Consider the following 23894-nt stretch of genomic DNA (forward strand, 5'->3'; position numbering starts at 1 on the left):
CCGGGACGCTGCCGGGCGGTGCCGGGCCGTGCGGGGCGGTGCGGGGTGGTGCCGGGGTGGTGTTGGGGTGGTGGGGGGGGTTATTTGAGGCCGGCGGCGGCGCAGGCGGCGGCGTAGTCGGCGGTGCAGATGTCGGAGACCTTGTAGAGGCCGTCGGCCAGGACGGTGGTGGCGATGTTGTCCTTGGTGACGATCTTGGCGTCGAGGAGCTTGGCGGGGATGTTCTTGTCGGTGGCGCTGTCGACGCTCGTGTCGGCGATCGCCTTGACGTCCTTGCCGTGGAGGAGGGCGACGGCCAGTTCGGCGGCGGCTTCGGCCTGTGGGCGGTAGGCCTTGTAGATGGTGTAGGCCTGGTCGCCGTTGACGATGCGCTGGATCGCGTCCAGGCCGGCGTCCTGGCCGCCGACGGGGACGGTGATGCCGGCGCCCTTGAGTTGGGTGATGATGGCGGCGGCCATGCCGTCGTTGGCGGAGTAGACGGCCTGGAAGCCGTTCTTGCCGAACTCGGTGACGGCGGCGGAGATCTTCTGGCCGGCGACGGTGGGTTCCCACTGTCCGGACTGCTCGTAGACGACTTTCCTGACCTTGCCGTCCAGGGCCCTGTGCGCGCCGGTCTTGAACTGGGCGGCGTTGGGGTCGGCCTCGTCGCCGTTGATCATGACGATGTCGGCCTCGGCGGCCCGCGGGCCGAGCGCGGCCAGCAGGGCCTGGCCCTGGAGTTCGCCGACCTTCTCGTTGTCGAAGGAGGTGTAGGCGGCGACCGGGCCGCCGGCCAGGCGGTCGTAGGCGATGACCTTGACGCCCTTGGCGGCGGCCTCCTGGACCCAGCCCTGGGTGGACTTGGCGTTGTAGGGGTCCAGGACGATCACCTTGACGCCCTGGGCGAGCAGGGTGTCGAACTGCTGCTTCTGCTTGGCGGCGCTGCCCTCGGCGTTGTTGTACAGCACCTTGCACTGCGCGCACAGGGCCTTGACCTTGGCCTCGATGAACGGCCGGTCGAAGGACTCGTAGCGCACCGAGGAGGCGTTCTCGGGCAGCAGCAGGCCGATGGTGTCCGGGCTGCCGGAGGCGGAGGCCTCGGCCTTGGCGCCGCCGGCCTTCCCGCAGGCGGCGGTCATGGACAGGGTCAGTGCGAGGCCCACGGTGGAGACGAGGGCGCGACGCAGTACGGCATTCATACGGGTGCCTCTCCCTGGGGTCGCCGCGGCGTCGCGGCGGGGTGGGGGGAGTTAAACCTGAGCGCGTACATGACGTCAATAAGTAAAACCAGACTGCCCGCGATCCACCACCACTCGTTATCTTCGTGAACACGCCTGCGGGCGGCGGGGCCGGAGCGGCGGGGCAGCGGGGCGGGCCGGGGGCCCGGGCGGGGGGTGGGGCCCCGGGGCCGGGGCCGGGGGGCCCGAGCGGGGCCGGGGGCCCGTGGCCGGGGTGGGGGTCCCGGGGCTGGGGGTGGGCGCGCGGAGGCGGCCGTGCCCGCCGCTCCCCTCGTGCGGCGGGCCCGGCCGGGCCGGCGTCCGGCCGGGTGTCAGGGGCGGTCGAGCGTGATCGAGTTGATCGGTCCCAGGTCGTAGTACACGCCCTTGGGGGAGGAGAGGTCGTAGACGCAGTCCGCGCCGCCCGCGCCGCGGCACAGCCGGGCGTGCGCGCCGCCGCTCTGGTTGTTCAGCACCCAGTGGTGGCCGTACTGGCCGCTGAGGTTGTGCGCGCGGAGGCGGCCGTGCCCGCCGCTCCCCTCGTGCGGCGGGCACGGCCGGGCCGGCGTCCGGCCGGGTGTCAGGGGCGGTCGAGGATGATCGAGTTGATCGGCCCCAGGTCGTAGTACACGCCCTTGGGCGAGGAGAGGTCGTAGACGCAGTCCGCGCCGCCCGCGCCGCGGCACAGCCGGGCGTGTGCGCCGCCGCTCTGGTTGTTCAGTACCCAGTGGTGGCCGTACTGGCCGCTGAGGTTGTGCGCGCCGTAGCTCCAGTAGACGGCGCTGGGGCTGACGGCCGGGTCCTGGTCCTGCGGGTAGACGCAGACCGCGCCCGACGGGCAGCCCGCCCACTCGCCGTCCGCGGCGCCGGCGCCGCCGGCCCCCGTCGTGGTCAGGGCGGCGGCGGCCAGGGCCAGGACGGTGACGGCACGGGTGATCCTGCGCATGGGGGTTCTCCCTTGGCTGGTACGGGCACCGGACGGTCGATCCGCCCGGTGCCCGTCAGCCTAGGAACCCGGTGCCCGCGGCGGTCCCTGACATCTGACAGGGGCGCGCCTGCTTGCCCGCGGGCCCGACAGGCCCCGCGAGCGCAAGGTCCCGCGAGCGCAACAGGCCCCGCGGGCCCGACAGGCCCCGCCGCCGGGCCCTTGGGTTCTAGTGGTCGTCGCAACACCCGAGCTGAGGGAATGCGATGGACTTCGAGATCCGAGGGGAGCGGAAACCCCCAAGGGGTCAGGAAGCTTCGTGCCGAGCGGGCGGAATACTTCCGGCTCGTGCGACAGGGCTACAGCAACAAGAAGGCGTCCCGGCTGGTGGGCGTCCACGAGCGGACCGGACGCGAGTGGCGCAACGGCCGGACGGACCCGAACAGGTTCCGGGCGCCCGCTCGATTCGAGCGGGCGCCCACCGGCGCGTTCGGACCGTCCCGGTACCTGCGCGAGGACGAGAGGATCCACATCGCCGACCGGCTGCGGGAGAAAGCCACCATCCGTACGATCGCGACTGAGCTCGGCCGGAGCCCTTCGACGGTCAGTCGGGAGATTCGGCGCAACCGCCATCCTGGCAACGGCAGTTACCGACCTCATGCCGCGCAGGCCCGTGCGGACGGGCGGCGTCCGCGCCCCAAGCCGGGAATGATCGCCCTCAACGCGGAGCTGAGGGCCGCGATCCAGGCCGGCCTGGACCAGCGGTGCAGTCCGGAGCAGATCTGCCACGCTCTGCGGGACACCTTTCCCGAGCGGCCGGAGATGCACGCGGCCCACGAAACGATCTACCAGGCCCTCTACGTCCAGGGCCGCGGCGAGCTGCGGCGCGAACTCGCGGCGCCTTGCGCACCGGCCGCGCCCGCCGCAGGCCCCAGCGCCAGGTCAACTGCCGCCAGCCACGTTTCACCGACCCGATGGTCATGATCAGCGAACGCCCTGCCGAGGTGGAGGACCGGGCGGTTCCCGGGCACTGGGAGGGTGATCTGATCATCGGCAAGGACGGCGCCTGCGCCATCGGCACCCTGGTCGAGCGGGCCACCCGCTACGTGATGCGCCTGCATCTGCCCAACGGCCGAACCGCCGAGCACGTGCGCGGCGCCCTCACGGAGACCGTGCGGACCCTGCCCTCCCACCTGGTCCGGTCGCTGACCTGGGACCAGGGCTCCGAGATGGCCGCCCACAAGAACTTCACCGTCGCCACCGGCGTCCCGGTCTACTTCTGCGACCCGGCCAGCCCCTGGCAGCGCGGCTCCAACGAGAACACCAACGGCCTGCTACGGCAGTACTTTCCCAAGGGAACCGACCTGTCCGCCCACGGCCCGGAACACCTCGCAGCGGTGGCCGTCCAGCTCAACGGCCGCCCACGCAAAACGCTCGGCTGGGAAACCCCAGCCGAGCGCCTCCATAAACTCATCGCGGCCTGAACACCGACCACGTGTTGCAACGACCGCTAGAAACTGCCGCCTCGCCGCCGGGGCTGCGGGCGGGGCTACGGCAGGGGCAGCGACCCGGCCCCGGCGACCAGTGCCGGCAGCTCCCGCATGTCCGCGAACGTACGGGTGCCCGGCCCCTGCAGCCACGCCCGCGGCGTCAGCCCGCCGTGGAAGCCCAGCGACCGCATCCCCGCCGCCCGCGCGGCGGCCACCCCGTACCGGCTGTCCTCGACGACCAGGCACGCCGCCGGCCGCACTCCCATCGCGGCCGCCGCGTGCAGGAACAGGTCCGGCGCGGGCTTGCCGCGCTCCACGTCCTGCGAGCTGAAGATCCGTCCGGCGAAACGCGGCAGCAGCCCGGTCAGTCCCAGCGTCGAGCGCAGCCGCGCGTGGGTGCCGGAGGACGCCACGCAGTCCGCCACCCCGGCCTCCCGCAGCGCGGCCAACGCCGCCACCACTCCCTCCACCGGGGCCAGTTCGGCGGCGAACACCTCGTCGTACAGGCGCTGCAGACGCCTGTCCCAGCCCGGCTCCAGCGCCACCGTCGCGTGCGCCTCGATCTCGGCCGTCATGAACGCGTGCGAGCGGCCCAGGAACCGCTCCACGAGCTCCTCGCGCGACAGCGGCCAGCCCGCCTCGGCGACCACCCGCTCGTCCACCCGCACGGCCAACCGCTCGCTGTCGAGCAGCACACCGTCGCAGTCGAAGACCACCAGCTCCACGGGAACGGACATGCCGCCACCCTACGCGGCCCCCGCCCAGGAGCGGGCAGCCCCGGCCCAGGAGCGGGCAGCCCCGCCCAGGGGCCTGTCGGCCCCGGCCCAGGGGCCTGTGTCGGCCCCGGCGCGGTGGAAGTTCGGGGCCGGCGCGGGTCAGGTGGGCCCGGTGCGGGGGATGTTCGGGGCCGGCGCGGGGGCCGGTCGAGGAGAGCGCGAGCGCGCGGCACTCGGCGGTCAGTGCGGGCGGCCCCCGCCCAGAGCTGGCGGCCCCGGCCCTGGAGCGGGTGGCCCCCGTCCCAGAGCCGGCGGCCCCGGCGCGTGGTCAGGTGGGCCCGGTGCGGGGGTCGGTCGAGGAGAGTGCGAGTGCGTGGCATCCGGCGGTCAGTGGGGGTGGCCCAGGTACGGGAAGTGTGGCAACAGGTCGGTGTGCGGGCCGATGTGGTCGCCGGACACCTTCCCGTCGGTGAGCATCGTCAGCCGCGCCGAGGTCACGTCGTCCGTCAGCGTGCGCCCGTTCGGATAGCCCGCCGGACGGGCGCGGTCGTAGCGCAGGATGTCCGGCAGCACGAGCCGCAGCTGCGCCTGCGCCGCCTGCGCGGTGTACCCGCCGAAGTGCTGCAGCTTCGCCGTCCACGGATCCCGGTAGGTGTCCCAGTCGTCCACCGGCTCCCCGGCGTTGTACGCGTCCTTCACGTCCTCCTCGTTGAAGTACGCCGTCAGCGAGGGGTGCGCGCCGCGGTCCACCGACACCAGCCGCCCGTCCTTGCGCACGCTCACCCGCGCCCACACCCCGATCTGCGGCGCCTGCCCGAACGCCGCGTCCGGTGCCTCCAGCACGATCCCGAACACGTTCTTGTCCGCGCCCCAGTCCACCCCCGTCCACTGGAAGTCCTTCACGATCCCGTCCAGGTCCGCGAAGAACGGGTCGCTGCGCAGCCCCGCGCTCACCCGGTACGCCCCCGCCTCCACCACCGCGGGCGTGTCCGTGAAGCTCACCGGCGCCCCGGACACCAGCACCTCGCCGGTCGCCTCCAGCCCGCGCGCCCCGGCACCGGTGGCGCGCCGCACCGTCATGGTCTGCTCCCCGTCCTGCGGCTCGCAGAACGTGAAGCTGTAGGCGAGGTCGGCCCTCCGGTCCCCGTCGGTGTCGATGTCGATCCGGTACACCGCCTGCGGGTGGAAGGCCTGTCCGCCGGACGGCGCGACCGGGTTCACGTTCATGATCAGCACCGTGCGGCCCGGCTCCGGCGCGGCGAAGGCGAACAGGTCGGTCAGGTCCAGGCGCGCGTCACCCTCGGGTGAGCGCAGGTTCGGTCCGCTGAGGTGGTGCGACAAGGCGGCCTCCGGCATTCGAGTGCGTCGAGTGGGTCGAGTGCTCCACACGCTCCACGTGCTCGGCGTGCTTCACACGCTTCGCGTGCTTGCGCATGGACACCCCCGCCCCCCGCGGTCATTGCTAACACGCCCGGGCGGCCCCGGCCCGCCCCGCTGCACCACCCGGGCGAGCGGGCGCGGGCGCGGGCCGGGCCGCTGTCGGCGGCCCGTACTACCGTGCACGAATGACCAGCCCCACCGCCCGCACCACCGCCCGCGCCCGCAGCGCCGTACCCACCTGGCGCGTCACCGAGACCGCCGGCCTGGAGACCTCCTGGATCGACCTCGGCCCCCACGCCCTGACCGCCCATGGCCGCGCCGCCGCCGCCGAACCCGCCCCCTACTGGCTCGACTACCGCCTGGAGACCGGTGACGGCTTCACCACCCGCCGCATGCACGTCACCGCCCGCACCCCGGACACCACCCGCACCCTGGACCTGCGCCGCGACGAGCACACCGGCCGGTGGAGCGTCGACGGCACCGAGCGCCCCGACCTGACCGGCGCCCTCGACTGCGACCTCGGCCTGTCCCCGCTCACCAACACCCCGCCCGTCCTGCGCCACGCCCTCCACCAGCGGCCCGGCGAGCACCACTTCCTGATGGCCTGGATCCGCGTGCCCGACCTGGTGGTCGTGCCCTCCCGCCAGACCTACACCCACCTGCGCCGCCACCCGGACGGCCGCGCCACCGTCCGCTACGCCAGCGGCGGCTACCGGGCGGACCTGCTGCTGGACACCGACGGCCTGGTCGACGACTACCCGGGCCTGGCCCACCGCATCGCCTGACAGGACACCGCCGCCTACCGGGCCCGGGACGGCGCATGCCGAGACCGCCGGGTCCGGGGCGCCCGCCCGCCGTGCCCGGGGCGTCTGCCCGCCGGGTCCGCGCCTCAGATCGCCAGCGGGTCGGCGCACACCGCCAGGTCCGCCACCGTCGCCGTGAACCGCGTCGGCGCCGCAGCCGGTTCCAGTACGTCCCGGGCCGCCCGCCCGCCGGGCCCGGAACGTCCGCCCGTCGGGTCCGGGGCGTCCGCCTACCGTGCCCGGGGCGTCTGCCCGCCGGGTCCGCGGCTCAGATCGCCAGCGGGTCGGCGCACACCGCGAGGTCCGCCACCGTCCCCGCGAACCGCGTCGGCGCCGTACCCGGTTGCAGTACGTCCCGGGCCGCCGTCAGCAGCGCGTTGCGCAGCCGCCCGTGGGCCGTGAGGTAGCCGAGTTGGGTGAGCGCCCGCGACTGCAGCTCCCGCGCCCGCCGAGACCGCCGTGCCCGGGGCGTCCGCCTACCGTGCCCGGGGCGTCTGCCCGCCGGGTCCGCGCCTCAGATCGCCAGCGGGTCGGCGCACACCGCCAGGTCCGCCACCGTCCCCGCGAAGCGCGTCGGCGCCGTACCCGGTTGCAGTACGTCCCGGGCCGCGGTCAGCAGTGCGTTGCGCAGCTGCCCGTGGGCCGTGAGGTAGCCGAGTTGGGTGAGGGCCCGCGACTGCAGCTCCCGCGCCCGCTGCTCCAGCGTCCCGGGCACGGCCGCCGGGACGGCGCACGCCGAGACCACCGGGTCCAGCAGCAGCACCGCCCGCGCGTAGTCCGGCCCCGCACCAACGCCCCCGCCCGCACCAACGCCCGCGCCGACGCCCGCGCCGCCGCCCGCACCCGAGCCCGCGCCGCCGCCGCCTTCGTACGCGCGCTGCGCCGCGTCCACCGCCCGTCGGGCGCCGTCCGGGGCGGCCAGCTCGGTCCGGGCGGTGACGGCCGGGCGGGCCGGGGCCAGGGCGGTGCCGGTCAGCCGGGCCCAGACCTCGCGCACGGTGCGGGAGGGGGTGTCCAGGTAGCCGGGGTGGGCGAGCAGCGGGGCGGCGGGGCCGGGGTCGGGGATGGTGCGGGCGGCGGTGCGGTGGGCGGTGAGCCATCCGCGGACCTGCGTGGCGCCCCATACCGGGGCGCCGTAGGCGCAGGTGCCCAGGGCGGCGGCGCCGAACGCGGTGGCGGTGGCGTCCAGGAGGCCGGCGCGGCTTGGGCCGGGGGCGCCGAGCAGTCCGGCGCCGGCCAGGTGCAGGGCCCGGTGGTCGGGCAGGTAGAGGTTCAGTTCGGCGGGGCAGGCGTGGCCGCCCGCGGGCTGCAGGACCATCCGCACCCCGGCCGCCTCGACGGCGTACAGGCCCTCCTGCCAGGGCACGCCGGCCGCCGAGGCCCAGGCGGGCCAGTGGGCCCGGGGGGTGGGGGCGCGCAGCGGGCCGCCGACGGTGTCGGTGGGGGCGAGGAAGTCGGGCCGGCCGGTGGAGACGGTGCGCCCCAGTTCGCAGCCGACCAGGCCGCGCGGGCCGACCTCCAGCCGGGTGCCGTAGGCGTAGTCGAGGAGGCGGGCGGTGTGGGCGCCCGCGGTGACCTGCCGGTGCACCGCGTCGGCGAGGAACCCTTCGGGCGCGTACACCGCGAGGTCGGCGGGCAGGCCGGCGCGGGCGCCGGCGAACAGGCCGCGCACGCCCCCGAAGTGGTCCACCCCGCTCTGGGTGTGGACCACGGCCCGCACCGGCCGCGCGTCCCCGGTGGCGCAGCGGTAGAGGGCCAGGGCCGCTCGGGCGGTCTCGTAGGAGCCGAGCGGGTCGATCACCAGCAGGGCGTCGCGGCCGGTGGCGACGGTCAGGTTGGCGAGGTCGTAGCCGCGTACCTGGTACAGGCCGTCGGCGACCTCGAACAGGCCGCAGGGCAGGGCCAGCCGGCCCTGGTGCCACAGCGGCGCCGCCACGGTGGCGGGGGCGGCGCCGGCCAGGAAGCCGAAGGCGCCGAAGTGCCAGACCGCCTCCCGGCCGTCTCGGGACGGCAGCGCGCGGTAGGGCGGGGCCGCGAGCAGCCCGCGCCGGGCGCCCTCCAAGTCGGCGGGGGAGGCGGGGAGTTCCTTGGCGCCGGCCAGGTTCCGCTGCGTGACGTACGCGCTCGGTTCCACGGGCACGAAGGTGTCGGCCACGGGCTTGCCTCCTCAACGGCGAAACGGACCGCGGTGCGCTGCCCGCGCACCGCAGACCGCCGACACTAGGGGTGACGGGCCGGACACACAACGGCAGGGGCGTGCGCGATGCGCAAGGAGCGGGGACAGGGGCCCGGCGTCACCCGATCGGGTGGCGGGCACGGCCGTTGCCCGTGCCGTGCCGGGCACGTGGGTAGCGTCGGGCCATGATCGTGGAGTCGTCAACCGGCGTGACGTACCGACGATTTGACTTATTGTCATAGAGGTAAAGAGGCATCGTCGCATGGCAGAGAAGCGCCTGAAGTCCTGGGGCAACAACCGCTCCGGCCAGCTCGGGGACGGCACCTGGGCCGACCTCCGCACCACGGCCACCGCCGTGCTCGGGCTCACCAGCAGCGAGGTGGTGAAGATCGCCGCCGGCGGGTTCGGCCCCGCCGCCGGCCACGGCCTGGCCCTGCTGACGGACCGTACGGTGCAGTCCTGGGGCGTCAACGGCGCCGGCCAGCTCGGCGACGGCACGGTGTTCAGCCACAACGCGCCCGGCCAGGTCGTCAACCTCACCGACGCCGTCGAGATCGCCGCCGGCGGCGCCCACAGCCTCGCCCTGCTCGGCGACGGCACCGTGATGGCCTGGGGCCAGAACAAGCACGGCCAGCTCGGCAACGGCACCGGCGCCGACACCAGCATGCCCACCCGCGTCGAGGGCCTGACCAAGATCGTCGCCATCGCCGCCGGCCTGCACCACAGCCTGGCCCTGCGCGAGGACGGTACCGTGTGGGCCTGGGGCTACAACTTCAACGGCCAGCTCGGCGACGGCACCTGCTCCAACCGCGCCGTCCCCGCCCCGGTCACCGGCCTGAGCGCGGTCAGCCGCATCGCCGCCGGCGCCGGCCACAACCTCGCCCTGGTCGGCGCACCGGGCCCCGGCGCCACCGTCCGCGCCTGGGGCTACAACGCCACCGGCCAGCTCGGCGACAACACCACCATCAACCGCTTCACCCCGGTCACCACCCAGGCGACCTGGAGCGGCGGCGTCACCCAGATCGCGGCCGGCTGCAACCACAGCATGGCCGTGGTCGACAGCGACCACCGCCTCAAGGCCTGGGGCCAGAACACCGCCGGCCAACTCGGCGACGGCACCACCGTCTTCCGCGTCCTGCCCGTCACCGTCCCGGGCCTGACCGGCGTACGGCTGGTGGCCGGCGGCCGCGAGCACACCGTGGCCCTGTCCGGCACCAGCACCGTGCACTCCTGGGGCAGCAACGGCTCCGGCCAGCTCGGCGACGGCACCACCACCGACAGCAGCACCCCGGTGCCCACCCTCACCGCCCTCACCGGCATCGACAAGCTCGCCGCCCCCGTCGGCGGCGACTTCAGCCTCGCCAACTGAAGCGCCTCAACCGTGCCCGGCCGCCCCTGCTGTCACAATGCGCGTGAACGCTTCGTAGCCGCCACCACGCAGACAGTGAGGTAGTCATGTCGAAAGTCAAACTGAGCACCAACCACGGCGACATCGTTCTCCGGCTCGACGCGCACAAGGCCCCCGCCACCGTGGAGAACTTCCTCCAGTACGTCCGGGACGGCTTCTACGACGGGACGCTCTTCCACCGGGTCATCAACAACTTCATGGTCCAGGGCGGCGGCATGGAGCCCGGCATGCGCCAGAAGAAGACCCGCGCCCCCATCCAGAACGAGGCCGACAACGGCCTGAAGAACACCGAGTACACCGTGGCGATGGCCCGCACCGGCGACCCGCACTCCGCCACCGCCCAGTTCTTCGTCAACGTCGCCGACAACGACTTCCTCGACCACAGCGGCAAGAACCCCCAGGGCTGGGGCTACGCCGTCTTCGGCGAGGTCGTCGAGGGCCAGGACGTCGTCGACGCCATCAAGGCCGTGCCCACCGGCTCCAAGTCCGGCCACCAGGACGTCCCCAAGGACGACGTGGTCATCGAGAAGGCCGAGATCGTCGAGTAGCGCCCGGGCAGCGGCAGGAGCGGGACGCCGGCCCGGCCGGCCTCCCGCTCCCCGGCCGCCGCCCCCGGCCGCCGCGCGCCCCACCACCCCCACCCCGGCCCGCCCACCCGCCGGCCCGTCCGCCCGCCTCCCGGCCCCGGCCCGCCCGCCTCCCGGCCCGCCGGCCGCCGCGCACCCCCGCGCACCCCCGGCCCCGACCCGCCCCCTGGCCCCCGCGCACCCCCGGCCCGCCCACCCGGGCGCCCTGCCGCCCGCCCCGGTGCGCGGCGCCCCGCGCCCCCGCCCCGGCCCGTCCAATACTCACCCGACGAGGCGCACGGCCGCGCCACCCGGGACCAGGGAGGACCCCCATGCACCGCCGCACCGCCGCCAGGCCGGGACACCGCACCGCCGCACCCCTGCTGGCCGCCCTGCTGCTCACCGGGTGCACCTCCGCCGCCGCCACCGACCCCGCCGCCGCCCCCAGCCCCTCGGGCGGCCCCGGCGCCTCCAGCGCCCCGGCGACCGCGCCGCCGGCGCCCTCACCGCAGCTGACCGACCAGCAGGTGGCCACCGCCGTCGACCGGATCGACGCCTACGTCCAGGACGCGATGCGCAAGACCGGCGTCCCGGGCCTGGCCCTGGCCGTCGTCCACAAGGACAAGGTCGTCCACGCCAAGGGCTACGGCGTCCGCGAACTCGGCAAGCCCGACACCGTCACCCCCGACACCGTCTTCCAACTCGCCTCCGTCTCCAAGCCGATCGCCTCCACCGTCGTCGCCGCGGCCGTCGGACAGAAGGCGGCCACCTGGGACGACCCCGTCTCCGCCCACGACCCCGGCTTCACCCTCGCCGACCCCTGGACCGGCGCCCACGTGACGATCGCCGACCTGTTCTCCCACCGCAGCGGCCTGCCCGACCACGCCGCAGACCTCCTCCAGGACCTCGGCTACCCGCGCGACTACATCCTCCAGCACCTGCGCGACCAGCCCCTGGCCCCCTTCCGCGCCCACTACGCCTACACCAACTACGGCCTCACCGAAGCGGCCGTGGCCGTCGCCAAGGCCAAGGGCACCGCCTGGGAGGACCTGTGCGCCGACGCCCTCTACAAGCCGCTCGGCATGACCGCCACCAGCTCCCTGCGCTCCGCCTACGACCACGCCGCCAACAAGGCCGTGCCGCACGTACGCACCGGCGACGACAGCAGCAGCAGCGGCGGCAGTAGCAGCGGTGGCAGCAGCGGTGGCAGTGGCAGTGGTGGCTGGCAGGTGAGCACCACCGAGAACGCCGACGCCCAGTCCCCGGCCGGCGGCGTCAGCTCCACCGTCCAGGACCTCGCCCGCTGGATGCGCCTGCAGCTCGCCGGCGGCTCCTTCGAGGGCCGGCAGGTCCTCGACACGGCCGCCCTGAGCCAGACCTGGCTCCCGCACAGCCTCTCCAACCCGCCCGCCGCGCCCGCCGGCAACCCCGGCCAGTACGGCCTGGGCTGGAACGTCGGCCGCGACACCCGCGGCCGGCTGCGGCTCAACCACTCCGGCGGCTTCCTCCTGGGCGCCGCCACCGTCGTCACCCTGCTGCCCGCCGAGCAGCTGGGCATCGTCGTGCTGACCAACGGCCAGCCCACCGGCCTGCCCGAGGCGGTGGCCGAGGAGTTCTACGACCTCGCCCAGGAGGGCCACGAGACCGTCGACTGGCTCGGCTTCCTCGGCAAGGTCATCCCCGCCGCCCTGGTGGCCGGCACCTCGCCCACCGACTACACCAAGCCCCCGGCCGGCGCCCCCGGCGCCAAACCCGACGCCGCCTACGTCGGCACCTACACCAACGGCTACTACGGCCCGCTGACCGTGACCACCGGCAACGGCGGCGCCCTGGTGATGAGCCTGGGCCCGGACAACCTCCAGTTCCCGCTCCAGCACTACGCCGGCGACGTGTTCAGCTTCCGCACCCGCGGGGAGAACGCCGTCGGCCTGTCCGGCGTGACCTTCACCGCGGGCGACGACGGCAAGGCCGCCAAGGTCGTCGTCGAGCAGTTCGACCACGACGGCCTGGGCACCTTCACCCGCAGCTAGCGCCCCCTAGCCGGTGCGCGTCGCGTACATCTCCTGGAACAGCTCGAACCCGCCCTCCGGGGAACCCGGCGAATCCACAGCGCCCACAGCGCCCGCAGCGCCCGGGGAGCCGGGGGAGCCGGGGAAGAGGGGAGCGTCGAGGGAGAGGGGAGCGTCGGGGGAGCCGGGGGAGAGGGGGGGAGGCGCTGAAGCCCTGCCAGCGGAAGGAGGTCGGCGTGACCTCGGTGAACGTCCACCGCGAGCGCCGCCCCTGGGCGTCGGTGCCCTCCTGGACCATCCCGCCGGCCCCGTCGCCACGGCCGACCTGGGAGAAGTACGAGGGAAGCTTCGGCGAGATCCACGTGATCCGCCACAACCCGGTCGTGACGTCGTACATGCGCAAGGTCGTGCCCGGGAAGCGGCCGTGGAAGTCCGGGCACCAGAGCACGTCCTGCACCACCCGGCCGCCCAGCGCCCAGCCGAAGCGCCACTCGCCCGCCGCGGTGCGCCACCGGCCGTCGGGGAACAGGTACCGGTTGCGGATCTCCCACGTGCCGACCAGCCGGCCGTAGAGCATCAGCGCCTGCGCGTGCTCCGGATCCGGCCCGTTCGCCGACAGCAGCTCCAGCATCGGGTCACCGGACGGGCCGTCAGCCATCAGTAGTACCCCTTGGAGCCGTCCAGCAGCTCCCGGACGATGTCGGCGTGCCCCGCGTGCCGGCCCGTCTCCTCCACCAGGTGGATCAGCATCCAGCGCAGGTTGGCGCCACCGGTACGGAAGTCGGGGTGGCGGCCGACGTCGTCCAGGCGGGCCGCCGCGACGATCTCGTCACTGCGCGCGCACTGGGCCTCGTACTCCGCGAGCAGCTCGGCCAGCGGACGCCCGCCGGTGTGCCAGTCCGCGTCCTCACCCGACCCGTCGAACACCGGGTGCTGCGTCTTGTCGCCGCCCAGGAACAGCACCTCCAGCCACAGGTGCTCCGTCCAGCGCATGTGGGACACCAGGCCGGCCATCGTCATCGCGGGCGAGGTCGGCAGGACGCAGCGGTGCGCGTCCTCGTCGCTAAGCCCCTCGCACTTCCACCGCAGGATCTTGCGCTGCAGCTCCAACCAGCCGACGATCGCGGTGCGTTCGTCCGCCAGGAGCGGGGGCCGTTCCAGTTCCGAAGCCATGGCGGTGCACCCTACCCAGCCGCCGCGGCGTGCGCACCGCATTTTTCCCGGCGCGGGCGGGCGCAGCGCGCGGCCAACCCGGCCCGCCGACCTCCCGCACCGGGCCCGGCGCCCTCAGCCGGTGTGCAGCACCCGCAAGCGCCCGGGCGCCGCCGGATCCCGGTCGACGACCTGCACCGGCGGCCACGCCCACTGCCACACACTGCCGCCCGGCTCCCGGGAGAACCGGATCCTGCCGCGGGTGCCCTCCACCGCCAGATGCGGCCAGGACGCCGCGATCCGCGCCCGGTGGGGCCCCTGCGAACGCAGCACCTCGGCCAGCACCACGACCGTGTCGTACCCCTCGAAGGCGACGAACGACGGCTCCTCGCCCAGCCGTTCCCGCAGCGCCGCCCCCACCCGGGCACCGAGCGGGCCCAGCCGCTCCGGCAGGTAGCGCAGGAACGGCACACCCGCGCCGTCAGCGCCCAGCAGCGCCGCCCACTCGGCGAACTCCGGCTGCCCCGCCGGCGCGCCGACCAGCACCCCCGCCAGCCGCCCGTCGCCGCGCACCGCCCTGATGAGGGACACCGCCGGCTCCGGGTGGCCGACCAGCAGCAGCACGGCCGTCGCCTCCCGCCGCACCAGCTCCTCGCACACCGCGGCGGGGCAGAGCACGGCCGCGTCGACTTCGACGACGGCGCCGCCGTGCGGGGCCAGGCACTCGCGCAGGACGCGCGCCCCCGACGCCCAGTAGACGCTCGGCTGGGTCACCACCGCCACCCGGCGGTGGCCCGCGCCGAGCAGGAACTGCGCGAACACCCGCCAGCTGTGCGACTGCGCCGGACACAGCCGCGCCACCCACGGCGTCGGCCGGTCGGTGAGCGCGTCGAGCACCGCCGACGTGCACAGGTACGGCAGGCCCACGGCATCGGCCCCGGCGGCGACCGCCCGCGCCACGACGCTGTGGTACTCCCCGGCCAGAGCCGCCACCCCCAGGCCGGCCAGCTCCTCCACCGCCTCGGCGGCCCTGCGCGGATCGGCCGCGGTGTCCCGCACCAGCAGCTCCAGCGGCCGCCCGCCGATCCCCCCGGCCTCGTTGACCTCGCCCACGGCCAGCTCCAAACCGGCGAGCACGTGCCGCCCCGCCTCGACCCAGCCCGGCCGGGACAGCGGAACGAGGGCACCGATGCGCACCGACGGACCCTCGCCCCGCCGCGCTCCGGTGGCCGACGGCGACGGCGACGTACTCATGCGCTGGCTCCCCCGCGTGACGACCCGGTCGGCGCAGACCGCGCGGACCCGTGCAGGCCGCGCGGGCGGCCGGACCCGCCGAACCGGCGGCCCGCACCCGTCGCGTCCCGCCCACCGCGAGCGCACCTGCGCGATCATGCGGGCCCATTGCACCCACCACCGCCACCCCCCGGCAAGCCGGTTTTCGGCCGCGCCGCCGGCGCCCGCCCCTGGCAGCCGGCCCCGGGCGCGGCCCGGACGGCGGGGGAACGTCGGCCTGCCGTCCAGCGGCGGCAGGCGGCGGGCCCGGCACCCGTCGCAGCCCTCGCCGTCATCCGAGGGACAGCCTCGGCTCGGCAACTCCGCCAGGCCGCACGGCGATCGCGGCGAAACTGGCCGTCCCCTCGGGAACCGGCCTGGGTCCGGCCCGGACGGCGGGGGAACGTCGGCCTGCCGTCCAGCGGCGGCAGGCGGCGGGCCCGGCACCCGTCGCAGCCCCGCTGCCCGCCGAGGGGCAGCCTCGGCTCGGCAACTCCGCCAGGCCGCGCGGCCAACGGGCCCCAGCACCACTGCCCGACTCTCGGGAACCGGCCCAGTCGACGGGGGAACGTCGGCCTGCCGTCAGCGGCGGCTGGCGGCGGGCCCGGCACCCGTCGCAGCCCCGCTGCCCGCCGAGGGGCAGCCTCGGCTCGGCAACTCCGCCAGGCCGCGCGGCCAACGGGCCCCAGCACCACTGCCCGACTCTCGGGAACCGGCCCAGTCGACGGGGGAACGTCGGCCTGCCGTCAGCGGCGGCTGGCGGCGGGCCCGGCACCCGTCGCATCCCCGCCGTCATCCGAGGGACAGCCTCGGCTCGGCAACTCCGTCAGGCCGCAGGGCGATCGCGTCCAACGGCCCCGGCCGCCACCACTGGCCGCCCCTCAGGAACCGGCTCGGCCCGACCCCCACGACCGGCGAATGTCGACCTGTGGTCACGCAAGTGTCGCCCCGCGCAGCCCAGGACGCGGAGCACTGGCAGGGACGGGAGCCGACATCCGAGGAACAGCCTGTGCTCGGCAGCTTCGCCAGGCCGCGCGGCGATTGCGACCAACGGGCCCGCCGCCACCACTGGCCGCCCCTCAGGAGCGGGGCCTGGGCCGGGCTCGGACGGCAGGGGAACGTCGGCCTGCCGTCAGCGGCGGCAGGCGGCGAGCCCGGCACCCGTCGCAGCCCCGCTGCCCGCCGAGGAGCAGCCTCTGCTCGCAACTCCGCCGGGCCGTGCGGCGATCGCGGCCAACGGGCCCCGCCACCACCACTGCCCGCCCCTCGGGAACCGGCCCGGACGACAGGGGAACGTCGGCCTGCCGTCAGCGGCGGCAGGCGGCGGCCCCGACACCCGTCGCATCCCCGCCACCCGCCGAGGGGCAGCCTCGGCTCGGCAACTCCGCCAGGCCGCACGGCGATCGCGGCGAAACTGGCCGGGCCCCCTCGGGAACCGGCCTGGGTCCGGCCCGCACGGCAGGGGAACGTCGGCCTGCCGTCAAGTGGCGGGCCTGGTACCCGTCGCACTCCTGCTGCCGCCCGAGGAACAGCCTCGGTTCGGCAACTCCGCCGGACCGCGTGGCGATCGCGGCGAACGGGCCCCCGCCGCCCCCACCACTGCCCGCCCCCTCGGGGGAGCGGGCCCGGGCCCGGCCCTCACGACCGGCGAATGTCGACCTGTTGTCACGCAAGTGTCGCCCCGCGCCGTCCAGGACGCGGAGCGCTGGCAGGGACGGGGTCCGGTGCCCGAGGGACAGTCTCGGCTCGGCAACTCCGCCAGGCCGCGTGGCGATCGCGGCCAACGGGCCCGCGACCTCCATCCAGGAGGACGCCCCCCTGAGCATCGGCAGGAAGCTCGCCTCGACCACGGCCCCGATCGGCACCCTTGCCCCGCCGGCCCGGTGCCCCGCCCCACGCCTCGCGCTGCGTCAGGAGGGCGTCGAGGTCGAGTTCGGAGCCGACGAGGGTGAGCTTGGTGACGGAGCCGAGTGCTTCGGCCCGGTCGTCGCCGAGGTCGAGGTGGTACGTGGTCATGTCCGGATCTCCAGGTGGCGCGGGCGGCGGGGTCAGTACAGCTCGGGGGAGGTGCGCACGGGGATCCTGACCTTGAGGACGGTGCCGTCGTCGAGGAAGAAGATGACGCGGGCGTTGTCCCCGGGGGTGATCAGGCGGGTCGGCTTCTCCAGCAGGAGGTGGTACTGGCCCGGCACGAAGGCGAACCCGCCCTTGGCGGAGAGGGTCACCTTGTCGAGCTTGACCGTCTTCGAGCTCTCCGCGTCGGTGACGGTCTGGTAGATCGTGATGTTCCGGTAGTCCGGGCTCTTGATCCTGGTGATCTCGTAGCGCTTGTCGGCGGAGTTGTCGAGCGTGATGTAGCCCGCGGCCGGCAGGGCGTTCGGCAGCCAGCGGATCCAGGCGGACTTGTCCCTGACCTTGATGTCGGTGGTGACCGGAGTCTTCATGCGCTGTGGCTCCCCTCGGCGTGGCCGCCGTCCGGCCCCGGGGCGGCCGGCACACCGCGTGGCCGAACGATCACGCAAGGAGGGTCGCGCAAGATCACCCGATCGGGTGGAGGCAGGGCCCCGCCGCCCCTGTGGCGGGGCGGCGGGGCCGTCAACCGGGCCCGGCCGGAGCCGAGTTGGGCGGGAAGCCGGCCGGGCCGGCTTCCCGCTCCCCGCAACGTCCTAGAAGAACCAGACGGAGAGCCGGGCCGTGCTCGGGGCGACGTCGCAGAAGTAGCCGACCGCCTGCCCGCGGGCCACGTAGGCCTGCCCGGCGGCGTCGCACGCCGCGCCGCTGGGGTACAAGCCGACGTAGGTGTAGCCGGTCGTCCTGGTGGTGGACGCCTGGGCGGCGGGGGCGGCCGCGAGGCCGCCCCCGACCGTGAGCAGTGCGGCCAGGGCCATGCTGGAAACCGCTGTGCGAAGTGCCATGTCGGTGTCTTCCTCGCTCCGGGGAGAACGCCGCAGTCCGCTTCCCGGCGTTCGGCGCAGAGCCTTCCGGAACCCCGGATTCGAGGCAATGGTAGAGACCAATTTGGCAGAAAACAGTCGATCACCGGGGCCGGCCCGTCCCCGCGCCCACCCGGCGGGTCGACCACGGCGGCACACGCGCCCCGGCTACGGCCGGGTGCAGGTCGGGTCGGTCTGCGGCAGGCGTCCGCCGGCCAGGTAGGCGTTGACCGCTTCGTCCACGCACGCGTTGCCGTAGAGCCCGTAGAGCCCGTGCCGGTCGGCGCCCCGCAGGGTGAGCAGCCGCGAGCCGGGCAGCATCGAGTGCGGCGCGACGCCGTCCCGGTAGGGGGTGCGCGGGTCCCCGGTGGCGGCGAGGATCAGCACCCGGGCATCGCGGCGCACCTCGACGGGGGGACCGCCCGGCAAGTCCCGGAACGCGCAGGGGCTGATGTCGTCGAGCAGCGGTGCGAACAGCGGGTGCTCGGCGCGGCCTCGCTCGATCCGGCGCCAGTACTCCTGCGGGTCGCGGGCGGCCGGGCCGTCCGCGCACAGCACGGCCCGGGCGCTGCCGGCCGGCGAGGACCCCTGCGCGGTGAACAGCAGGCGCAGCAGGGCGGTGGTCGCGGCCGAGGGCGTGACCGGCCGGCCCGCCGCGGCCTGGGCCGGCTGCGCCATCTGCTCGGCGAGGGCCGCGCGTTGCGGGTCGCAGTCGTCCGCGAGCGCGATGAACAGCAGCACCGGGACGCGGGTGTGGTCGGGTTCGAAGGCGTCGGCGCCGCTGCCGACCAGGAGTGGGCGGGCCGCGGCCGCCTCGACCGTGCGCAGGATCCCGGCGGTCACCTCCTCGCTGGTGCGGCCGAGCCCGTAGCGGTCGTGCCGGGCCGCCGCCCGGTCGGCCCAGTGGGCGAAGGCGTGCTCGTTCTCCGCCACCGTGTCGGGCAGCAGCGCGGGCCCGGTGTGGCGCGGGACGGTGGCGCCGTCCAGGACCACCCGGTCGAGGCGGCCGGGGAACAGCTGCGTGTACACCGTGCCGAGGCAGGTGCCGTAGGACAGGCCGAGGAAGGAGATCCTGCGCTCGCCGAGCGCGCCGCGGGCCCATGTCCATGTCCCGGGCCGTGGGGACGGTGCCCGCGTAGGGCAGCAGGTCGCCGGCCGCCGAACGGCACCTGGCCGCGAGGTCCCGGTGGAGGGCGGCCTGGCGTTCGAAGGAGGCGCGGCCGGTCCCGGCGCAGAAGAGGCCGCCGACGGGCCGGCCGCAGTCCAGCGGGGTGCTGCGGCCGGCGAAACGCGGGTCCGGGCCGACGGTGTCGTAGCGGCCGGCGGTGTCCTTGAGCGCGGCGCGCACCCGCAGGGGCGCGCCGAGCGTGGGGGCGGCGGGGCCGCCGTCGTCGAGCGGCGGCGTGCCGATCCGGTGGCGGGTGTCGGTGGCCGCGATCCGGGAGAGCGCCGGTGTGAGGGTGCGGCCACGGGGGTCGGCGTAGTCGAGCGGCACGGTGTCGTCCGCGCAGCGGGCGCCGGCCTGCCGCAGTGCGGCGCCCACCGGGTCGTCGGGGCCCTGGAGGCAGCTGTGCCGGCCGAGGCGCTGGTGGTAGTAGCGGGCGAGCCCCGGCGCGGGGGCGGGGGATGCGGGCGGCGCGGCGGCGGCCACGGTCAGGCCCGCCGCGAGGGCGAGGCCGGCCGCGACGGTGCGGCGGCGGTGGAGGGAGGGCATGAGGGCTCCTCGACGGCTGTCGGATCCGGTCGCAGGAGCATCCCCGCCCGCCCCGCCCGGCCGCGCACGGGGCGGGCGGGGCAGCCGGACGGACGCCTCCCGTTCCCTCGCGGTCCCCGCCGGTCGAGAAGCGCGGAAATCCGTGGACGGACCCGCCGAAGATCACCTATCGTGTGTGGACCACGCCCTGAGACGGACGGAAGGAGGCGAGTGCCGTGCAGTTCACACCATTCCAGCGCTCCCTCGTCCACTGTCCCGGCGTGGTTCGTCAGTTCTGACCGGGAGCGCCCCAAGCAGGCCCGTATCCCGGAGGAATCCATGACCGACCTGGTCATCCGCGCGCTCTGCGCGAGCGACGCTCATCTCTTCGACGCACTGCCCGACCCCCTGGGCGCCCGTGAAGGCCATCGGCGTACCCGCTTCCGCCCCGACTGGAAGCGCGTGGCCCTGCGCGACGGCGAGGTCGTCGCACGCGGCGCGTGGTGGGGCGGCCCCGACGACTCGGAGCCCGTCAACATCAACTGGTTCGACGTCGCCGAGGGCGAGGAGGAGGCCGGAGCCGAACTCCTGCGCTCCGCTCCCTGGAAGGTCGAACTCGAGATCAACCTGCCCGGCGGCTGGCGGGAGCAGGCCGACCTGCGCGCCGGCGCCGAGGCCCGCTTCGCCGCCGCACGAGCCGCGGGCTACGAACTGCTGGTGGAACGCCTCCTGTACCGCTGGACCCCGCAGCGGGGCCTGCCCGAGCGGCCCGGACGCCTGCGCTTCGGCGCGGAACCCGACGACGCCGTGTTCTTCGACGCGTTGCGCCGCATCCACTCCGTCACCCTGGACGCCCACGCGCTCAGGGCCATCGAGGAGGGCGGCCTCGACCGGGCCGCCCAGGAGGAACTCGACTTCTTCCACTGGTGCCCCTCCCCGCGCGAGTGGTGGCAGACCGCCCGCACGCCGGAAGGCGAACTGGCCGGCATCCACATCCCGGCCCACAACCCCTCCGGCCCGACCATCGGCTTCATCGGAGTCGTCCCGGAACAGCGCGGCCGCGGCTACGCCTACGACCTCCTCGCGGAGTGCACCCACCTCCTCGCCGAACAGGGCGCGGAGTTCATCGGCGGGGCGACGGACCGGGGCAACTACCCCATGGCCGCGAACTTCGCCAAGGCGGGCTTCCCCGTCATCCGTGAACGCATCAACTTCCTCCCGGCGGACCACGCCGCCTGAGGAGGAGCAGCACGCGGTGAGCGGTCCGGTGCCGAAGGCAGGCCCGGACCGCTCATCAGGCGTCGAACTCGCCGGTGCGGACGGCGGTGACGAAGGCCTGCCAGGCGGGGGAGGAGAAGAGGAGGGCCGGACCGGAGGGGTCCTTGGAGTCGCGTACGGGCATGACGCCGGCGAAGCCGTCGGCGACCTCGACGCAACCGTTCTGGCCCCCGCTGTAGGTGCTCTTTCGCCAACCAGCGTGAGTCAGGTCAACATCCATCCTCATAGCCCTTCCGTACCGCACGGACCATCCCCATCGATGCGGCCTGATTCAGTGCCTCGATCTGAAGGCGATCGTAGCCCCTGGACAGCGGAAGGACAGTGTTGATATCACGATCAAGGTAGCCCCGAACCTCCGTCTCGCCGTATCCGAGCAGCTTGCGATCCGGCATGGTCAGCAAGGTCACATGGGAGCTGAACGGCCGGTCCTCGCCCAGCGAGTACGGGGCCACCTGGATGAGGACGTTCGGCATCGTGGCCAGTTGTTCGAGGTGCAGTAGCTGTTCGATCATCACTGCTGTCCCGCCGACAGGCCGCCGCAGACAGCTCTCGTCGAGAACCGCGTGAACCAGTGGCGCCGGTACGCGGGTCAGGAGCTGCTGGCGCGTCATGAGGAAGTTGACTCGCTCCTCGGCTTGCTCAGGAGTCGCCGTTCCGCGCCTGACATTGGCCGCCTCCCAAGCGCTGGCGTAGGCCGGGGTCTGTAGCAGCCCGGACACGATGTCAATCGAGAACAGCCTCACCTCTTCCGCCCGGTTCTCGAAGTTCGCGTACTCCGGGAAGCCCGGAACGAGCGCGGTGTGCTTGTGCTGCCACCACATCAGCATCAAAGTCCCGCCCGTTTCCAGGACTTCGTCGGCCTTGGTAGCAAACTTTTCACTCGGCGGTCGGCGCGCAAGTTCAACGAAGGAGACGTACGACGCGCTGACCCCGCACTTGCGGGCGAGCTGGTGCTGCTTGAGGCCCTTCGCCCTTCGTGAGTTGCGGAGTTGGATGCCGAAGGGGGCCCAGGGGCTGGACGACGGGTCGATCTCCTTGATGTTCACCATGGGTGCTCCGACTCAACGTGGGCTCGAAGTCAAGTTGTTTGGCGCTACCGATGCTAGGCGACCTTGCGCCACCATGTGCACAGAACGTGAAACTCCGATCGCAGAGAGTTCCCCCATGCCCCACGACCAACTCCCCCGCCTCCACGGCTACGGCGTCCGCTGGGACCCGCAGGCCGACCGCTACCGGGTCCGCAACGAGCTCACCGGCGAGTGGCTGCGCCAACCCACCGGTGAACTCGCCTCCTTCACCTTCTTCGGGGACGCCTACAGCGCCTGGCGCGCCTTCGAGGTCCACAAGCGGCCGGGGGAGTGACCACCGTGTCCTCCACCCTCTCCCGCGCGACCGCCGAGCAGCGCCGGCAGGCCGCCGAGGTCCTCGACGACCTCACCACCGTCCTCGCCCTCGGCGGCGTCCGGCTCCCCACGCTGGAAGTCGACTGGGACACCGGCCGGCTGACGTGCAGCTACCTGCTCCACCTCACCGCCCGCCCGCTCGACCTGCTGCGCATGGTCGACCTGCTCCGCAAGGGCCTGCGCTACGAGCGTCTGACCTGGGACGACTGAACTCCCCCGCCGTGTCGAGAAAGTGACCTCCCCCCGTGCAAGACCCCCGCCTGCTCGCCAAGCCCCCCGTCTGCCGGCTCGGCTGCCTCGTCCTCGTCCGCAACCAGCGCGGCGACGTCCTCCTGGTCGACCCGGACTACATGGACGGCATGATCCTCCCGGGCGGCTCCGCCCGCCCCAACGAGCCCCCGCACCTGGCCGCCGCCCGCCACCTGCACGCCGACACCGGGCTGATCGCGCGTCTGACCGACGTCCTCGCCGTCGACTTCACCCCGGCCGACCGCTACCTGCAACGCCTCAACCTCGTCTTCGACGGCGGCACCGTCCCCGACAGCACCCGGATCACCGTCCCGGCGCAGCGCAGGAGCGGTCTGCTGGGCGCCCGCTTCGTGCCCGCCGTCGCCCTGCCGGACTTCATGGCGCCCTCCCAGGCCGCCCGCGCGGCCGAGGCCCTCGTCAACCGCTCCCTGCCCGTCCTCCTCCACGGCCAGCGCGCCGCCTGACCCGACCTGCCCCGACCTGCCCCGGCCCGGCGCGGAAGTTCCGCGCCGGGCCGGGGGTGTGTGCGCCGCGCCGTGGGCGTGCCGAGCCTTCAGGGCCGGGAGGACGTCACCTGCGCGGCGATGGCCCGTGCGCACTCCATCGCCTCGGCGTGTGTGGTGTCCACCTCCAGGTCGTAGACCACGCCCCGGTGGACCGCATCCGCCTGGGACGCGGCCATCCCGATGATCCGGTCGCCCCGTGCGACCTCGCGGTCCGCGGCCACCGCACTGTCGCACCGGACGCCGACCCACAGCACCCGCAGACCGTGCAGGGCCTTGTGCCACCGCTGCTGCGAGTGCGCTCCGCTCAGGAACACCTCGTCGACGACGACCCGGGCGCCCGCACGGGCCATCGCGGCGATCCCCTCGATCCACGCCGCCTCCAGTGCCCGCAGTTCCGGCCCGACGACCACCTCCCCGTCCGGCGCGAATTCGATCCCCGCGTCCGACGCCTGCAGGGACGCCGGTGCCGCGTCGAGCAGCGTGTCGACCCCGAGGACCAGCCACGGATCCGGCAGGACCGCCTGCAGGCACCGGGCGATCCCGGACTTCCCCGCGCTGGAACCACCGTTGAGAACGATCACTTCAGTCATCACCACGCCACAGTAGGGGCGCCCCCGCGATCCCCGAAAAGATTTTCCGCGCGGGCCGCCCGCCTCCCGCCACCCGGTGACCTGCCCGGTCGCCGGCTCCGGCCGTCGGGTGGGGGCATCTGCCTTCCCCCGTACGGCGGATGAGGGTT

The 23894-nt window shown here is 74.4% G+C and carries 23 protein-coding genes and 1 pseudogene; 10 read left to right on the forward strand and 14 right to left on the reverse strand.

All coding sequences use genetic code 11. The annotated features are described in order from the left end of the window. Positions 1-80: 80 nt before the first annotated feature. The 3 genes from ACZ5GH_RS35700 to ACZ5GH_RS35710 all read right to left on the reverse strand — a co-directional run bounded on the left by ACZ5GH_RS35700 (position 81) and on the right by ACZ5GH_RS35710 (position 2142). Positions 81-1178, reverse strand: a complete 1098-nt coding sequence (locus ACZ5GH_RS35700) for a sugar ABC transporter substrate-binding protein (RefSeq protein ID WP_464336426.1) — start codon at positions 1176-1178, stop codon at positions 81-83. A 350-nt stretch (positions 1179-1528) separates the two neighbouring features. Continuing rightward, positions 1529-1672 (reverse strand): hypothetical protein, encoded by a 144-nt coding sequence (locus tag ACZ5GH_RS35705; protein ID WP_464336427.1) that lies wholly within the window; start codon positions 1670-1672, stop codon positions 1529-1531. 104 nt (positions 1673-1776) lie between these two features. After that, on the reverse strand, positions 1777-2142 hold the full coding sequence (locus ACZ5GH_RS35710; RefSeq protein WP_464336428.1) for a hypothetical protein: 366 nt from the start codon (positions 2140-2142) through the stop codon (positions 1777-1779). Positions 2143-2343: 201 nt separating this feature from the next. Between ACZ5GH_RS35710 and ACZ5GH_RS35715 the strand changes: the two are divergent. Further along, positions 2344-3605 (forward strand): annotated as a pseudogene (locus ACZ5GH_RS35715) (IS30 family transposase). Positions 3606-3670: 65 nt separating this feature from the next. On the opposite strand, the gene ACZ5GH_RS35720 reads toward ACZ5GH_RS35715, so the two are convergent. Both ACZ5GH_RS35720 and ACZ5GH_RS35725 read right to left on the reverse strand, forming a co-directional pair. Then, positions 3671-4348 carry an HAD family hydrolase gene (locus ACZ5GH_RS35720; RefSeq protein ID WP_464336429.1) on the reverse strand — a complete coding sequence of 226 codons (678 nt, stop codon included), beginning with the start codon at positions 4346-4348 and terminating at the stop codon, positions 3671-3673. Positions 4349-4714: 366 nt separating this feature from the next. Next, positions 4715-5668, reverse strand: a complete 954-nt coding sequence (locus ACZ5GH_RS35725; protein WP_464336430.1) for a DUF4331 family protein — start codon at positions 5666-5668, stop codon at positions 4715-4717. Positions 5669-5892: 224 nt separating this feature from the next. Here ACZ5GH_RS35725 and ACZ5GH_RS35730 point away from each other — a divergent pair, with 224 nt between their 5' ends. Beyond that, positions 5893-6492, forward strand: a complete 600-nt coding sequence (locus ACZ5GH_RS35730; RefSeq protein WP_464336431.1) for a putative glycolipid-binding domain-containing protein — start codon at positions 5893-5895, stop codon at positions 6490-6492. Between the two features lie 532 nt (positions 6493-7024). On the opposite strand, the gene ACZ5GH_RS35735 is transcribed toward ACZ5GH_RS35730, so the two are convergent. Beyond that, complete coding sequence (locus tag ACZ5GH_RS35735; RefSeq protein WP_464336432.1) at positions 7025-8665, reverse strand: alkyl/aryl-sulfatase; 1641 nt, start codon at positions 8663-8665, stop codon at positions 7025-7027. A gap of 283 nt (positions 8666-8948) precedes the next feature. On the opposite strand from ACZ5GH_RS35735, the gene ACZ5GH_RS35740 reads away from it, so the two are divergent. From ACZ5GH_RS35740 to ACZ5GH_RS35755, 4 genes are all read left to right on the forward strand, one after another. Further along, complete coding sequence (locus tag ACZ5GH_RS35740) at positions 8949-10055, forward strand: RCC1 domain-containing protein (protein ID WP_464336433.1); 1107 nt, start codon at positions 8949-8951, stop codon at positions 10053-10055. Positions 10056-10141: 86 nt separating this feature from the next. After that, positions 10142-10642 carry a peptidylprolyl isomerase gene (locus ACZ5GH_RS35745; protein WP_464336434.1) on the forward strand — a complete coding sequence of 167 codons (501 nt, stop codon included), beginning with the start codon at positions 10142-10144 and terminating at the stop codon, positions 10640-10642. 350 nt (positions 10643-10992) lie between these two features. Further along, a complete protein-coding gene (locus tag ACZ5GH_RS35750; RefSeq protein WP_464336435.1) occupies positions 10993-12690 on the forward strand; it encodes a serine hydrolase in 1698 nt (565 codons plus the stop codon). A 215-nt stretch (positions 12691-12905) separates the two neighbouring features. Further along, complete coding sequence (locus tag ACZ5GH_RS35755) at positions 12906-13241, forward strand: hypothetical protein (protein WP_464336436.1); 336 nt, start codon at positions 12906-12908, stop codon at positions 13239-13241. Positions 13242-13326: 85 nt separating this feature from the next. Here the strand turns inward: ACZ5GH_RS35755 and ACZ5GH_RS35760 are convergent, their stop codons facing one another. From ACZ5GH_RS35760 to ACZ5GH_RS35780, 5 genes are all read right to left on the reverse strand, one after another. After that, positions 13327-13842: a DinB family protein gene (locus ACZ5GH_RS35760; protein ID WP_464336437.1), complete on the reverse strand. Its 516-nt coding sequence runs from the start codon at positions 13840-13842 to the stop codon at positions 13327-13329. 114 nt (positions 13843-13956) lie between these two features. Then, positions 13957-15075 carry an ABC transporter substrate-binding protein gene (locus ACZ5GH_RS35765; protein ID WP_464336438.1) on the reverse strand — a complete coding sequence of 373 codons (1119 nt, stop codon included), beginning with the start codon at positions 15073-15075 and terminating at the stop codon, positions 13957-13959. 2066 nt (positions 15076-17141) lie between these two features. Further along, positions 17142-17537, reverse strand: a complete 396-nt coding sequence (locus tag ACZ5GH_RS35770) for a copper chaperone PCu(A)C (protein ID WP_464336439.1) — start codon at positions 17535-17537, stop codon at positions 17142-17144. 222 nt (positions 17538-17759) lie between these two features. Further along, the gene (locus tag ACZ5GH_RS35775; protein ID WP_464336440.1) at positions 17760-18008 is read right to left on the reverse strand and encodes a hypothetical protein; all 249 of its coding nucleotides are present in this window, start codon (positions 18006-18008) and stop codon (positions 17760-17762) included. Positions 18009-18194: 186 nt separating this feature from the next. Beyond that, positions 18195-19496, reverse strand: coding sequence for an alpha/beta fold hydrolase (locus ACZ5GH_RS35780; protein WP_464336441.1), 1302 nt, complete (start codon positions 19494-19496; stop codon positions 18195-18197). 562 nt (positions 19497-20058) lie between these two features. On the opposite strand from ACZ5GH_RS35780, the gene ACZ5GH_RS35785 reads away from it, so the two are divergent. After that, the gene (locus ACZ5GH_RS35785; RefSeq protein ID WP_464336442.1) at positions 20059-20958 is read left to right on the forward strand and encodes a GNAT family N-acetyltransferase; all 900 of its coding nucleotides are present in this window, start codon (positions 20059-20061) and stop codon (positions 20956-20958) included. Positions 20959-21013: 55 nt separating this feature from the next. Here ACZ5GH_RS35785 and ACZ5GH_RS35790 read toward each other — a convergent pair whose 3' ends face one another. Further along, positions 21014-21217: a DUF397 domain-containing protein gene (locus ACZ5GH_RS35790; RefSeq protein ID WP_464336443.1), complete on the reverse strand. Its 204-nt coding sequence runs from the start codon at positions 21215-21217 to the stop codon at positions 21014-21016. After that, positions 21207-22046, reverse strand: a complete 840-nt coding sequence (locus tag ACZ5GH_RS35795) for a helix-turn-helix domain-containing protein (RefSeq protein ID WP_464336444.1) — start codon at positions 22044-22046, stop codon at positions 21207-21209. Before ACZ5GH_RS35795 ends, ACZ5GH_RS35790 begins: the two co-directional genes overlap by 11 nt. Before the next feature lie 115 nt (positions 22047-22161). Between ACZ5GH_RS35795 and ACZ5GH_RS35800 the strand changes: the two genes are divergently transcribed. Genes ACZ5GH_RS35800 through ACZ5GH_RS35810 form a run of 3 tightly spaced genes read left to right on the forward strand, consistent with a single transcriptional unit; the run spans position 22162 to position 23113 of the window. Beyond that, the gene (locus tag ACZ5GH_RS35800; protein ID WP_387756136.1) at positions 22162-22359 is read left to right on the forward strand and encodes a hypothetical protein; all 198 of its coding nucleotides are present in this window, start codon (positions 22162-22164) and stop codon (positions 22357-22359) included. 5 nt (positions 22360-22364) lie between these two features. Continuing rightward, entirely contained in the window at positions 22365-22610 is a 246-nt protein-coding gene (locus tag ACZ5GH_RS35805; RefSeq protein ID WP_387756138.1) for a hypothetical protein, read from the forward strand. A 35-nt stretch (positions 22611-22645) separates the two neighbouring features. After that, complete coding sequence (locus ACZ5GH_RS35810) at positions 22646-23113, forward strand: NUDIX domain-containing protein (protein ID WP_387756140.1); 468 nt, start codon at positions 22646-22648, stop codon at positions 23111-23113. Between the two features lie 89 nt (positions 23114-23202). Here ACZ5GH_RS35810 and cpt read toward each other — a convergent pair whose 3' ends face one another. Next, the gene (gene cpt, locus ACZ5GH_RS35815; protein ID WP_387756142.1) at positions 23203-23745 is read right to left on the reverse strand and encodes a chloramphenicol phosphotransferase CPT; all 543 of its coding nucleotides are present in this window, start codon (positions 23743-23745) and stop codon (positions 23203-23205) included. Between the last annotated feature and the right edge of the window lie 149 nt (positions 23746-23894).

Source organism: Kitasatospora sp. Xyl93, from assembly GCF_055383135.1.